This is a genomic window from Marinomonas aquimarina, assembly GCF_900089755.1.
Lineage (GTDB): Bacteria > Pseudomonadota > Gammaproteobacteria > Pseudomonadales > Marinomonadaceae > Marinomonas > Marinomonas aquimarina.
Genome location: NZ_FLOC01000002.1, coordinates 233589 through 247300 on the forward strand (window position 1 = coordinate 233589; position 13712 = coordinate 247300).

Sequence of the window (13712 nt, forward strand, 5' to 3'; positions counted from 1 at the left end):
TCACGAAAATGGGTAACGGTATTTAAGAAAGCGCTGACTATTGTTGAGCACATTGAACGCCTCTTTTAAGTTGCGACGCTCAATATCAGACAAGGTATCAGGCTCGATATTATTATCAGGTTCTCGACTTTCTTCGACATCTTCTACTTGGTGTCGAATACGCACCATCGCCAAATACTCCATCGCATACTTTAACTCTTGTCCACGCTTGTCAGGTAATATGCCGGCCTTAATGACATCATCAAGACGATCAATTGAATTACGTGAAGTCGAGCCAACCGCCAACGCATGCACACGAATCAAGTCTGCTAACGGCGCTGTACCACGACGTTTTAAGTTAATGGTGCGACGGTGCTCACCATCCTGCTCCATCACAAATTCTTTGAAGAATCCAAGTGGTGGCGTGCGCAACAAAGCATTGCGCGCAAGACTGGCTAAGAACTTCGGACTATTTTTGGCACGATTGACGACAAAACGGTACAAATCTTCTGCCCACTCAGTCTTGCCATACACACCCTCAAGGTCAAAGAAAACTGAGCTATGCAATAGCGCATCTGGATTAGGATGATCAATCCAGTCGGCAAAGCATTCACGCCATTCGGTGATGGTTTTACGCCAACGAGGATTGGTGGCCATAATGCGACCGGTACATAACGGATAGCCGCATTTGTCTAAGCCTTCCGAGACAAACTCTGATAAAGCTTCAAAATACGCGCTATGCTTAGCCGCATCGTATTCATTCGACAGGATCAAGGCATTATCCTGATCAGTGATCAGCAACTGCTCATCTCGGGCCATGGAGCCCAATGCCAAGAAACAATAGGGCACCGGTGGCGGACCAAGCTTCTCTTCCGCTAACTCTAATAAACGTTGTTTGAAGCTACGCCCAATCACCGACATGGCACTGCCAATCATATGCGCATTAGACTCTTGGTGAACCATGCGCACAAAACACGACTGCACATCTTTCGACACCGCAACCAGCTCTTCGGTAGAGTGCTGACGATGTATCAAACCAACAATAAACAGGCTGTTTTTTGATTCATAGCGGACAATGTCCGAGATGGCGATGACCCCTAACGGCTCACCATGATCAACCACAGGAAGATGATGCAAATTGAAACGCAGCATAGTGAGCATGGCTTCAAAGACATAGGTATCTTTATCGAGAGTCTTAGGCGAATGTGTCATCACATTCGCCACTGACTGGTCTAAATCGATGCCCTGTGAGACAACACGGGTACGTAAGTCACGATCCGTAAGAATGCCTACCAAGGTGTTTCGACAAACACCGTTATCTTCTAACGGGGCTTCTTCATCAACAATTAAGAGTGACGAGACCGACTCATTGGTCATTTTTAAGGCCGCTTGCCGTATGCTCGCGTCCATTGAAATCATCACAGGCTGTCGCACGATCAGCGACGAGACTTTCACACTAGAAAGAGCACTTTCTTCACGCTGCTGCTGAACCGCTTTGTTCATTTTGCGCTTGTCGTCAATTTCGACGTAATAGGCAAATTCTTCAAAGTTATCACACAGTTCGTTAAAGACTGCTTCTGGAATAAAATAAATCAGCGAGTCTTCTAGCGCGCGCGATGGTAGACGAATGCGGTTTTTCATCAGCAAACCTAACTGACCAAAAACATCGCCCACACTCAGACGGTTGTAAAGGTTGCCGTTACGGCGGTAGATCTCAATCGAACCACTGCGAATAAAGCATAGATCATGTATTTCATCACCAAAGCGGTACACATCAGCACCTTGGCGAAAATAAGTGATCTCAACCGATGAAGCCACACGGTGAAGTGTTTTTTCTGGTAGAAAAGAAAAAGGAGGATAGCGCCCTAAGAATTCAGCTATCTCAATTTGTTCTGCTTCCATTAGGGCGCCCTTTAAAATGACTAGTATTCGAATACTACGTCAGATTTAGCCACAGTACAGCATGATAGAACGTAACCATCTGCTACGTCTTCATCAGTGATACCACCGTTGGCTTCCATGTGAGTTTCACCTTCTTTGATGTGAACCTTACAAGTACCACAGATACCCATACCACATGCTTTAGGAATGTGTAGGTTCAGCTTCGCTGCCGCATTGTGTAGCGTTTCACCTGGAGCAACTTGTACACTCATCGTCATACCAGAGCTGATCACTTCAACACGGTGCATGTCTTCAGAGTTCAATGCATCGGCTGCTTCTTGAGCCACTTCTGCATTTTCGATCGCTTCTTCTTCTACATCAGAAGGTGTCGCGCCGAATGCTTCTTCGTGGTAACGAGACATGTCGAAGCCTTTTTCTTGAAGAAGCTTCTTCACCGCACTCATGTAAGGCGTAGGACCACAACAGAAGATTTCACGATCCATGAAGTCAGGTGCGATCATTTCAAGCTTGATAGCATCTAGGTAACCACGGTAACCGTGCCAAGCTTGACCGTTTTCAACGCGCTCAACAATCAGGTTAAGGTTGAAGTTATCAACACGAGATGCCATGTGATCCAATTCACGAGCGTAAATCAGGTCACGTGGTGTACGCGCACTGTGGATAAACACCATGTCTACTTCAGCGTTTGAGTCAAACCACCAGCGTGCCATAGACATTACCGGCGTGATACCAACACCACCAGAAAGTAGCAGTACTTTATCCGCAGGGAAATCGATACAGTTAAAGTTACCTACCGGACCGTGAACCGCAAGCTCGTCACCAACCTTCATGTTGTCATGTAACCAGTTCGACACCAAGCCACCTGGAGCACGCTTCACAGTGATAGAAAAACTGTAAGGTACAGACGGTGAACTTGAAATGGTGTAAGAACGCATTACTTGCTTACCGTCGATCTCTAATTCCAACGTCACGAACTGACCTGGTTTAAAGAAGAACATTACTGGCTGATTAGCCATAAAACAAAATGTGCGCACATCCCATGCTTCTTGGATAACCTTTACACAACGTACGCTGTGACGGCCATTTACCCAAGTCTGAGTGTTTACAGGTGCTAAGTAGTCTGCACCTGGTGCGACAGTTGATGGAGTAGTCATGGTTATTCTCTCTTAGATGGCGTTGACGTTTCACCGATTTGAGCAATTGTCGTTCGACTGCTACTATTTAAGTTGACTTTTTACGACACCAAGTTGCTCATAGAAACCATGAAAATAGCGCTAACTGTCTGATGTAGCAAGAAGAGTCGATTTATGTATGTGATAATGTCGTAATTGGTCATTTCGATAAGTCAAACTTGGGTGAGGATAGCGTCATTATTACAACGACAACGGGAAAGCTAAGACTTACCCAATTATGTTGCTCCGACGAGGGAAACAACATCAACTCGGCTTTTGTTATTGAGGATCACTCAAAATGAATCAAAATGATCTACTAAACATGCGTTACTCTACAGTCCAAGAAGCGCGCACAGAAATGTCTAAGCTACTAGAAGCACGTCCAGCGAACTACTCGCTAGACGCTCCTCTGTACAATGACCCTCTAATGTTCCGCGTGGACGTAGAAGAAGTGTTCCAAAAAGAGTGGTTGTTCGTTGGTATGACCAGCGAAATCCCTAACCGTGGTGACTATTTCACAGTTGAAATCGCACAGAACCCTATTCTAGTTATCCGTGATGCTGACGGTTCTGTTAACGCATTCCATAACACTTGTCGTCACCGTGGTTCACGCGTATGTCTTGAGCACCGCGGCAAAGTAGCTAACCTAGTATGTCCTTACCACCAGTGGACTTACGACCTTAAAGGTAACCTGCTATTCGCTGGTACTGAAATGGGCGATAGCTTCGATAAGTCTCAGCACGGCCTGAAGAAAGCACACTGTAAAACTGCAGGCGGCTTCATCTTTATCTCTCTAGGTAAAGAAGAACCACAAGGCGACTTCGACGAGTTCCTAGCAACTCTAGAAGAGTACATGGCTCCATACGACGTAGAAAACACTAAGTTGGCTGCTGAGTCTAACATGTACGAAAAAGCGAACTGGAAACTTGTTCTTGAGAACAACCGTGAATGTTACCACTGTGCCGGTAGCCACCCAGAGCTACTTAACACTATCCTAGAATGGGATGACACTAACGACCCACGTGCACCACAAGACTTCCTAGATCACTACGCTGATCAAGCAGCTAAATGGGACGCTGAAGGCATTCCACACGAGCACAAGAGCTTCGGCCCAGGTAAGCGTAACCGTATCGTTCGTATGCCACTGAAGAAAGGCACGAAAGTAATGACGATCGACGGTGAAGCGGGTTGTAAGAAAATGCTAGGCAACATCAAGAACCCTGAACTAGGTTCTATGCGTATCCTTCACCTTCCAAACTCTTGGAACCACATGCAGTCTGATCACTTCATCGTGTTCCGTGTACTACCAATCTCTGCTCAAGAGTCTATGGTGACTACTAAGTGGTTCGTACACAAAGACGCTGTTGAAGGTGAGGATTACAACCCAGATCGCCTACGCCAAGTTTGGGATGCTACTAACGACCAAGACCGTGTTCTTGGTGAGCAAAACCAACTAGGTATTAATTCTGTTGGCTACCAGCCAGGTCCATACTCTGAAACTTTCGAGTTCGGTGTTATGAACTTCCTAGAGTGGTACTCTGACACAATTCAGAAAAACCTTAAAAAATAAGGTTTGACCATCTGAGTTAATCACTCATATGAAACACAAAAAGCCAGATTAATGCTGGCTTTTTTTATGGGGTCAAACTGATATTAGAAGTAGTAGTTAAGCGACCCTTTTACGTCACTCCACTCACCACCCGAAACCTTCGTATGACCCGCTTCAAGACGCCACTGCCAATCTTCTGCAAATGCTCGAGCAACACCAAATTGTACTTCTTGGCGCTCACCGTCATGGCGATTCACATCTTCCAAGTACTGGTAACTTAAAGATAGATTGGTTTGCTCAAAAGACGATAGCCACTTTATCTCAGGACCTGTGGCAAGCTGGTAGCCGCCTTTATACTCATCCTTCAAGGATACTCGGCCATTCCAAAACGCCGCTAACAAGCTATTTTCGCCAATGCGCTTAGTCACCCCTGCCCCACCGTGCAAACGAAACACTAAGGCATCCTCCAAAGCAATATCACGCAACAAGCTGGCATTGATGTGCCATGACTTAGGCAGCATCAAGGCGTTGGCTGGCGCCATTGAGTGAATATTCAGGAAGTTAATCTGATCAACCTCTAGCCCATCTTGCTCAGACCAACGCAACGCACCACTGAACATAGAGAGTTCGGCACCCTCTAAATACCCACCTTTAGGGTCCAACACATCATGATAAGAAGGCCGATAATCAAGCACCGTAAAGTTTTCACCTAAACGACGCTCAGCCCCGACACTAACACGTGAAGTACGATGCCCTTGATCATCACGCATACTCGGCGCAACGACCGGATCAAATACATCACTCACATCAAGCTTACTGCGTAGCGACAGCAACTTAATCGAGCGCCCACTCAAGTGCGCCAGGGTAGATTTTTTTCGTGCCGATAAATAACGGCTGTACTCATAGGCAACATCCAATACACGCGCCCGTTCGACAGGCGTTAAAGACTCTACCGGCTTTAGATCAAGCTCTGGCTTCTCCACCAACTCACGGGCAATAGCAATGTGTTCTGAAGAGACCTGAGCCAGCATATTTTCGATTTTATTTAGCGTCGATGGTCGATAGGAAGCCTCCTGCAACACACCTTGACGCTTAATCTCACGGACAGTATCGGCAGGGATGGCCCAAACATCGAATTGCGACGCAAGGTCCAGTCTTGGGCTCGCCGCATCCAACATGGTCAATAACTGGTAAGAACAGTTTTGCGAAAAGAAGTAGTACGGCATCGAGGTACGCTTCATCTCCCAAATATGTCGCACAAACTGATCCACTTCCGCTTGCGTCAGATCCAGCTCATACTCCCAAATGTCTCGATTTTCCAGGAAGTTATATTCTTTTACTTTCTGATAGAAAGGCATAACCGAGACGACCCCAGGGTAACCACCAGAAAGCCCTTTATAACTAAACACCAGCTGATTATCTGCAGGATCAGTATTGGCTGCATAATTCACCGCAAAGTCGAGCAGCGGGGTATCATTGCCTTTTTTCTTTAGCCGAAATAAGGTATGGCCATACATAGAGGATGGACTATTTAAATAGGCCGCAGGAAACACAAGAAACACCTTCTCGGCGTTCAGCTGTGCACGCCACGCCTCAAACTCAGTACAGCTCACTGGCTCAAAATACGTATCAGGCAGCTGCGCCTGCAACCATGCCATGCGCGCCGGATATCGACATTGGGCTGACTCGTTAGGGTCGCCAACCGGCTTACGAGCCATCGCCGCAACGGTCGCCTTAAGCTCACTCACAGCGGAGTACTGACCATCGGGCGCTAAGAAAAAGTTAGAGTCTTCGATTTGACTGCCGGTTTGGCGCATCAAACCAATTTGATCGTAGTGCAGTAGGCTGCGCCACTGTCGTTGCTGCGCAACCTCTTCTAAGACTGGGGAAGCAGTGGCCGATACTGAAATAGATAAGGCCGTGAAGGAAGCACAAGAAAACAAAGCTAGATTACGCATATAAATCCGTTTAAACAAAAAGAGCGGACAAGTCCGCTCTTTATCGGTCACAGTGCAAGCACTTATTAACCTAGGTACTTAGACAGCTCCGGAGACTTCGCCATCACACCTACGATGTCTTCGTAAGCTGTTTGAGAAGTAACTTGAGAAGATGCAAAGATCACATCGAAGTTCGCTTGCATTTCTTGCTTGAAGTAAGCTTTGTCTTGTGATTCAACACCGATAAGATCTGCTAGCGCATTCAATGTCTCGCCTTCACCTTTCGCAGAATCTACTGCTAGCGGCTCAAGGTTATCATTGATGAACAGTGCCACACCGCCAGCTAGAGGCGCATCAGGCACATCACAACCTAGTGTACCAGACGTCATACCAAACGTTTGGTTACCAGAAGTACCATTAGTCGTCGCTGCTAGTACGTGCTCATGCCATTCATTGGCATTTTGAAATACGACCTCAGTACCCAAACCACAACCCGCTGGGCCGTAGGCTGCAAATGAAGAAACAGATGCCGTAGCAAGCATGGCAGACAAGATAATTTTTTTCATAATCTATTCCTAGAATTCCTTTCAATAAAAACGTTAATTAGCATCCAGGCCACTCCATTAGAGCTCACCAAAAGTGCTGCTTAATTATATCGAGTGATTCATATTACTGAAACATGACCAATTGAATTAATTTGGCGCTAATACATTAATCTACAATAAAAAAAGCCGTGTTAACTAAAGTTAACACGGCTTCCTTGTAACGATTACTAATTAAGCTTGGTGCTTAGCTTAGTAAAGCTCAGAACGTAGACCTTTGTAGATGCTTACACACATCAACAGTAGGATCACAGTGAACGGTAGACCTGTTGTTACCGCACCCGCTTGTAGTGAGCTTAGTGCTTCAGAACCACCACCGAACAATAGTACACCTGCAATTAGACCTACCATAGTTGCCCAGAAGATACGCTGTGGCACAGGCGTCTCAACTTTACCACCAGCCGTGATAGAGTCGATTACAAGCGAACCAGAGTCAGAAGATGTGATGAAGAACACCAATACTAGAGTGATCGCAATTAGTGATGTGATAGTCGCCAAAGGAAGGTTCTCTAGCATTTGGAACATAGCGCTAGATACATCACCTAGACCACCAGCCAATTGACCGATCTCACCTTGTACTTGATCTAGTGCGTTACCACCGAATGCAGACATCCAGATGATAGACACGATAGTTGGTACTACAAGTACTGCAGTCATGAACTCACGTACTGTACGACCTTTCGATACACGTGCGATGAACATACCTACGAATGGTGACCAGCTAATCCACCAAGCCCAGTAGAACACAGTCCAGCCTTCGTAGAATTTAGTGTCATCACGACCAATCCAGTTACTTAGAGGAATCAGGTATTCGCCGTAAGCAACCGTAGTCTCAACTAAGTTACCGAAGAAACCGATCAAAGAGCCGAAGATGGCAACAAACAGTACCAATAGGCCAGCCATGATCATGTTGATGTTAGATAGGACTTTTACACCACCATCAAGACCACGCATTACAGATAGTACTGCAATACTGGTTACAACAATGATAATACCGATTTGCGTCGTGATGTTGTTTTCGATGCCAAACAGAACATTAAGACCACCAGCTGCTTGAGAAGCACCTAGACCTAGAGATGTCGCAAGACCGAAGATTGTCGCGATTACCGCAATGATATCGATCACGTGACCAATAGGACCCCAGCAGCGCTCACCCAATAGAGGGTAGAAAGCTGAACGGATTGTCAGTGGCAAACCTTTGTTGAAAGAGAAGAACGCAAGAGCAAGTGCAACGACGCCGTAAATCGCCCATGGGTGTAGACCCCAGTGGAACATTACCGCACCCATTGCCGCGTCACGCGCTTCAGCAGTGTTCGGCTCAACGTTTAGCGGTGTGCCCCACCAATCTGTGTAGTATGCAACTGGCTCAGCGACAGACCAGAACATCAGACCGATACCCATACCTGCAGCGAACAGCATAGAGAACCAAGAGATTGTTGAGAATTCTGGGCGTGAATCCGCACCACCCAAACGAACCTTACCCACAGGTAAAAGAATCAACGCTAGACAGAACAGTACGAAAATGTTGCCGCCCATCATGAATAACCAATCAAATGACTCGATTGACCAACCACGGGCTCCAACCATCCATTCCTTCGCTTGCCCAGGGAAAATCAATGCAAACGCAATAAATGCAATGATTGCCACCGCACTGGTTGTAAACACTGGGTTGTTGACGTCCATCCCAAGGATTTGGACGTTATCCTGTCCTGCCTTGTAGTCGGACGTATAATCCGTCGACTTAGGACGTTTTTTAGTTTTTTGGTCCATACTGTTACTCCACCTAGTTTAAGTCACAACCGCTCACCTAGACTCGCCAGAACCCAGCCTAGGTGAACAGTCATTCTTTCGATCTAAAAATTAAATCAATTGATAGAACTTTGCCCTATCATTTTTCCGGGCGCACATTTCTTGCACCGTCTGATGATAGTACGACGACTATTTGCGCATTTGATGCCCAATAGCGACAGCTATCGAGCATATTCTAACCACATACGACAAATATTGATTTTAAGCATAGCAGAAAAACTAATGCAAAGAGCAAGTTTTATTTTTGTGTTAATTTTTGGCGCACGAACACCAAATTGAGGCAGGAAAAAAGTGTCTTTTGCGCCAAATTAATGCACTAAAAACAATGACTTATATAATGACAGTATATTATTAAAGGCATATTCAAATAAAACTGATATGCCCCTAACAAATATAAGAAAAAGCTTATTCAAATAAATTTTGACGTATTATTTTTGCAATAGCTGCTTAATTACGTCATGCACATCGGGCAAAATGGTCGCTCCTGTCGCTTCCAGTTCTTCACAGGCCGTCTTAACGTTCGCCAAACTCTCTGGATTCTCATCCAACCACGTCAACAGAGCCTCTGAGATGTCAGCTAAGGTTTGACAATCTTTAAGCGGTGCACCGATGCCCAGCATTTTCTCTTTGAAGTCCACTTCATCGATTAGATCGACGATCATCATAAGGAGGTTAACCTCTATTATTCCAACAATTAACACAAAACTCGTTAAGAAATGTAACGCAAAAAAGGGGGAATTAACAATCGCTAATTCCCCCTTTTCTTATTCTAAAGAAGTGTACTTCTTAACGAATAATTTTTTCTTCGATCAGCAAGTCGAAAATTGCCTGCGCTTGTTCTTGCGCAGATTCGTTCTTCATTACCTTACCAGAACCGCCTTGAGGCTTAGCTGTGGCCGCCTTGAAACGATCCGCAGCAGTCTTCGCTTTGACAACTTTTAGACGCTTCGGACGAGCTTTCGCTGGTGCCTCGCTCCAGTTCACACGAACAGAATCTTCTTCCGTTGAGCCAGACTGTGCTTCCATTTTGGCACGTAAGCCTGGACCAAAAGCACTCTGACGAGCCGCTTCTGCTGCGTTATCAATCGATGCAATGAAAGGCAACTTCACCGTCACTTGGCGACGTTGACCACGAGGAAGTGCAAGTAACACCTGCGCTTCACCATCTTTCACTTCAACAATATCAGCAACACGCGCAACAATTGGCCAGCCTAGCTGCTCTGCAAGAAGGTAAGGGGTCATACCAGATGACTCACCACTTTCAGAACGCACACCCGTCAATACGATGTCTGCTTGTTGTGTTTTTAGGTAGCTTGAAATCGCAGGCAATGCATCGGCACTTTCCGCTTGTTCCAAAACAGTCACTTTAGGCAGACCCATACCAGCGTACTGACGCAAGACAGGCTCTTCTGAACTACCAGCGTGAACGACATCTAGATCCGTACCCGCAAGCTTTAAGCCAAGTTCCACAGCACGGCTGTCCTGGTCTGCACGACGAGAACGGCCTGATTGTGGGTGACGACCGACAGAGATTAAAGAAATGACTTTATGCGGCATTGCTATTCTCCTCCGCTTGATCGCTTAGGCTTGTTTGCTTGTGCTCAGCTGCCAGCTTCATCAATTCTGCTAGAATTTCTTCACTGTCACCGATAACACTTAGCGCAGCACGTTTGACCATGTCACAGCCAGCGTCTGTATTGATTGCAATCACTTTGTCCACTTGTCCGATACCCTGCATGTGCTGGATCGCACCAGAGATACCTACGGCAATGTAGACACGAGCAGTAACCCAAGTACCGGTTGCACCAACCTGACGAGAACGTGGCATGAAACCATCATCCACCGCCACACGGCTGGCACCTTCTGTGGCACCTAGTACTTTCGCTGCTTCGTGGAACTGATCCCAGTTATGGATACCGTTACCTGCAGACAAGATAAATTCCGCTTCGGCCATTGGGATCGCATTTGGATCCACAGCCATTAGACCTTTATCTTTGATCGTTGCCGCTGAAACCGCAACATCATCAAGAGTGATTGGTGTCGCTTCATGACGAGTTTCGTCAATCGCGTCAGCACACTCTTCTAGCAGCATCAAGATCTTCGGCGTTTGACGCGTAATGTCTAAGCTTGCAGAAGCACCGCGGCTTACTGTTTGCTCAGCATTGACTTGCCATGCTTGAGTCGCTGGACGCTCACCTAGACGAGCAGACAGACGAGACGCTAGATCACAACCACCGTGGATGCTGTCTGGGAACAACCAGTGCTTCACAGTGTACTGTGCTTCCACTTTAGCCAGTGCTTGAACACGAGCCTCAGGAGCGTAGCCTTCGAAAGCTTCACCTTCGATATGCAGCACGCGGTCAACGCCTGCTGTATCGAAGTTTTCTTCTTTCACTTCACCGAAGCACACAGCAACAACGGCACCGTTGCCACCTTGCTCAGCGATCAGCTTGTGCGCTAGACCTAGGATATCTTTATCGTGGCCAGTCAGACGACCACCGACCATATCCGCAACCACCATGATGTAGTAATCAGGGCTGTCCACTTTATGCAGAGGTAATTGAACCTCTTGCGCCGCAGCTGAACGCTTACCTTTCGGTGCAGAAGAGTTACCTTTAAGACGGTCGATACGTTTAATACCGTTTGGACCGATAAAGCCAACTTTGTGCGGGAACTTACGAATCAAGCCAGATGGGCCGCGCACTTCGCCGCCCTCTTCTTGACTCATGTACTGATCATGCAGTGGGTGCAGACGGTTACGCATAATCCATTCTGCACGTGGGTCACGACGAATGATGTCACTCATTAGTGAACCTCCTCAACCAATTGATCCACTAGGATTTCTGAGATGTCTTTCACTTCTGGACGAGGCTCAACAACACCTTCAAGCATGGCTGTACATTGTTGACAGCCTACTGCAACAAGCTCAGCACCGGTTGCGCTCGCATCTTCCATACGCATGTCTGCGATACGGCGTTCACCTGGGATATCCGTGATTGGTGCGCCACCACCACCGCCACAACAACGTGAGCGGAAGCCAGAGCGTTCCATTTCAGAGATTTCAATACCCAATGAACGTAGTAGATCGCGTGGTGCTTCGTACTCACCATTGTAACGACCAAGGTAACATGGATCGTGGTAAGTCACTTTGCCGCCTTTGAATGCGTCAAGTTTAAGCGCGCCAGACTGAACTAGTTGGTTCAAGAATGTAGTGTGGTGCAAAACTTCAACACCCGCCAATGCACCGTCTTTATCAAAGTCAGCGTATTCATTACGTAGACAGTGATAAGCGTGTGGATCGGTGGTTACGATCTTGTTGAACTTGTACTGACCAAGCGTTGCCAAGTTGCGTTTCGCAAGGCTTTGGAAGGTTGCATCATCACCTAGACGACGTGCAACGTCGCCGCTATCGCGTTCTTCATCACCAAGGATAGCAACATCAACGTCCGCCGCTTTCATTAGTTTCACGAAGGCACGTAGGATACGCTGACTACGCATATCAAAAGCACCGTCAGACACCCAGAATAGAACGTCGACTTCTTTCTTGTCTTTCATGACCGCAAGGTTTTGGTCAGCAGCCCAGTTGGTACGGCTACCAGGAGCGTAACCATTCGGGTTGTCTGTTGCGATAATGTTTTCAAGAACTTCAGAACCTTTGTTTGGCGTTTCGCCTTTTTCCATAGTTAGGAAACGACGCATGTCAACGATGGCATCAACGTGCTCGATCATCATTGGACACTCTTCCACACAGGCACGACACGTAGTACATGACCAAAGTGTTTCTTGGCTTACAAGACCTGCTGTAATGATCTCGTTTGGACCACCTTTGGCGTTACCAACTTCTTTACCTGGGTATGGGCTACCCGCGTAATTGGCATCAGTACCGCCAGCAAGACCTACCACCATGTCTTGGATAAGTTTTTTCGGGTTCAATGGCTGACCAGCGGCAAAGGCAGGACACATTGCCTGACACTTACCACACTGAACACAGGCATCAAAACCTAGTAGCTGGTTCCATTTGAAGTCGCTTGGTTTCGCTACACCTAGCACATCACCTTCTAGGTCAACTGGTTTTAGGCCAGTTGAACGACCTCCACCAAAGCGCTCTGGGCGACGGTGGAAAGCCAAGTGAAGTGTACCGGCGAAGGCGTGCTTCATAGGACCGCCCCAACCCATGCCAAATAGCAATTCACCAAGACCGATGATCACACCAATGCTCAACACAGCGATCAAGGCAACACCGCCAGTACCTTCAGGTAGAACACCTGCAGCAGGCAGCGTCAAAACGATGAACGTTAGAGCAAAAATGATCAGGCTTTTTGGCAAACGCATCCAAGGGCCTTTTGATAGGCGCTCAGGCGGATTAAGACGACGTTTGAATACAAAGAAGGCACCCACAAGCATTAGTAGAAGCGCGGCTAGCAAAGCCCAAGCAACAATTTGTTGCTCCACTTTAAACACGTGCACTACTAAAACCAGCACCATAGATAGGACGAAACCACCACCGGTTGCAACGTGTGTATTCGCCATATACTTATCGCGTTCTACAACATGGTGCAAATCTTTGAAGTAGCGTCCGGGCATCGCTAGTAGACCAGCGATGATATTGACTTTTTCTGGTCGTCCTGCGCGCCATAGACTACTGCGGCGCAACATGCCGACAACACCTATTAGCAGCAGAGCAACAATTAGAATTGAAGGTAACCAGTCGATAACCATCATTCACCCTCGTATTACATGAAAGAGGCGGCGTAGAGCCGCC

General features: G+C 46.9%; 10 protein-coding genes. 1 reads left to right on the forward strand and 9 read right to left on the reverse strand.

Annotated elements, in window-relative coordinates:
- Both MAQ5080_RS03135 and gbcB read right to left on the reverse strand, forming a co-directional pair.
- Entirely contained in the window at nucleotides 1-1881 is a 1881-nt protein-coding gene (locus MAQ5080_RS03135) for a DUF294 nucleotidyltransferase-like domain-containing protein (protein WP_067204983.1), read from the reverse strand.
- Between the two features lie 20 nt (nucleotides 1882-1901).
- Nucleotides 1902-3035 (reverse strand): glycine betaine monooxygenase reductase subunit, encoded by a 1134-nt coding sequence (gene gbcB / locus MAQ5080_RS03140; protein WP_067204980.1) that lies wholly within the window; start codon nucleotides 3033-3035, stop codon nucleotides 1902-1904.
- A 316-nt stretch (nucleotides 3036-3351) separates the two neighbouring features.
- Between gbcB and gbca the strand changes: the two genes are divergently transcribed.
- Nucleotides 3352-4623: a glycine betaine monooxygenase oxygenase subunit gene (gene gbca / locus MAQ5080_RS03145; RefSeq protein WP_067204977.1), complete on the forward strand. Its 1272-nt coding sequence runs from the start codon at nucleotides 3352-3354 to the stop codon at nucleotides 4621-4623.
- A gap of 83 nt (nucleotides 4624-4706) precedes the next feature.
- Here gbca and MAQ5080_RS03150 read toward each other — a convergent pair whose 3' ends face one another.
- From MAQ5080_RS03150 to MAQ5080_RS03180, 7 genes are all read right to left on the reverse strand, one after another.
- Nucleotides 4707-6560, reverse strand: coding sequence for an Lnb N-terminal periplasmic domain-containing protein (locus tag MAQ5080_RS03150; protein ID WP_067204974.1), 1854 nt, complete (start codon nucleotides 6558-6560; stop codon nucleotides 4707-4709).
- 65 nt (nucleotides 6561-6625) lie between these two features.
- Nucleotides 6626-7105, reverse strand: coding sequence for a DUF3015 domain-containing protein (locus MAQ5080_RS03155; RefSeq protein ID WP_067204972.1), 480 nt, complete (start codon nucleotides 7103-7105; stop codon nucleotides 6626-6628).
- Between the two features lie 228 nt (nucleotides 7106-7333).
- Entirely contained in the window at nucleotides 7334-8911 is a 1578-nt protein-coding gene (locus MAQ5080_RS03160; protein WP_067204969.1) for a BCCT family transporter, read from the reverse strand.
- A gap of 467 nt (nucleotides 8912-9378) precedes the next feature.
- Entirely contained in the window at nucleotides 9379-9615 is a 237-nt protein-coding gene (locus MAQ5080_RS03165; protein ID WP_067204966.1) for a hypothetical protein, read from the reverse strand.
- A gap of 121 nt (nucleotides 9616-9736) precedes the next feature.
- Nucleotides 9737-10507 (reverse strand): electron transfer flavoprotein subunit beta, encoded by a 771-nt coding sequence (gene etfB / locus MAQ5080_RS03170; RefSeq protein ID WP_067204962.1) that lies wholly within the window; start codon nucleotides 10505-10507, stop codon nucleotides 9737-9739.
- Nucleotides 10497-11756, reverse strand: coding sequence for an electron transfer flavoprotein subunit alpha (etfA, locus tag MAQ5080_RS03175; RefSeq protein ID WP_067204959.1), 1260 nt, complete (start codon nucleotides 11754-11756; stop codon nucleotides 10497-10499). The genes etfB and etfA overlap by 11 nt, the downstream gene beginning before the upstream one ends.
- Nucleotides 11756-13669: a (Fe-S)-binding protein gene (locus MAQ5080_RS03180; RefSeq protein WP_067205557.1), complete on the reverse strand. Its 1914-nt coding sequence runs from the start codon at nucleotides 13667-13669 to the stop codon at nucleotides 11756-11758. Before MAQ5080_RS03180 ends, etfA begins: the two co-directional genes overlap by 1 nt.
- Between the last annotated feature and the right edge of the window lie 43 nt (nucleotides 13670-13712).

Bases quoted from the DNA above. Each gene is read 5' to 3' on its own strand.
- MAQ5080_RS03155 (WP_067204972.1), bottom strand. From the start codon at position 7,105: ATGAAAAAAATTATCTTGTCTGCCATGCTTGCTACGGCATCTGTTTCT.
- MAQ5080_RS03180 (WP_067205557.1), bottom strand. From the start codon at position 13,669: ATGGTTATCGACTGGTTACCTTCAATTCTAATTGTTGCTCTGCTGCTA.
- gbca (WP_067204977.1), top strand. From the start codon at position 3,352: ATGAATCAAAATGATCTACTAAACATGCGTTACTCTACAGTCCAAGAA.
- gbcB (WP_067204980.1), bottom strand. From the start codon at position 3,035: ATGACTACTCCATCAACTGTCGCACCAGGTGCAGACTACTTAGCACCT.
- MAQ5080_RS03165 (WP_067204966.1), bottom strand. From the start codon at position 9,615: ATGATGATCGTCGATCTAATCGATGAAGTGGACTTCAAAGAGAAAATG.
- MAQ5080_RS03135 (WP_067204983.1), bottom strand. From the start codon at position 1,881: ATGGAAGCAGAACAAATTGAGATAGCTGAATTCTTAGGGCGCTATCCT.
- etfA (WP_067204959.1), bottom strand. From the start codon at position 11,756: ATGAGTGACATCATTCGTCGTGACCCACGTGCAGAATGGATTATGCGT.
- MAQ5080_RS03160 (WP_067204969.1), bottom strand. From the start codon at position 8,911: ATGGACCAAAAAACTAAAAAACGTCCTAAGTCGACGGATTATACGTCC.
- MAQ5080_RS03150 (WP_067204974.1), bottom strand. From the start codon at position 6,560: ATGCGTAATCTAGCTTTGTTTTCTTGTGCTTCCTTCACGGCCTTATCT.
- etfB (WP_067204962.1), bottom strand. From the start codon at position 10,507: ATGCCGCATAAAGTCATTTCTTTAATCTCTGTCGGTCGTCACCCACAA.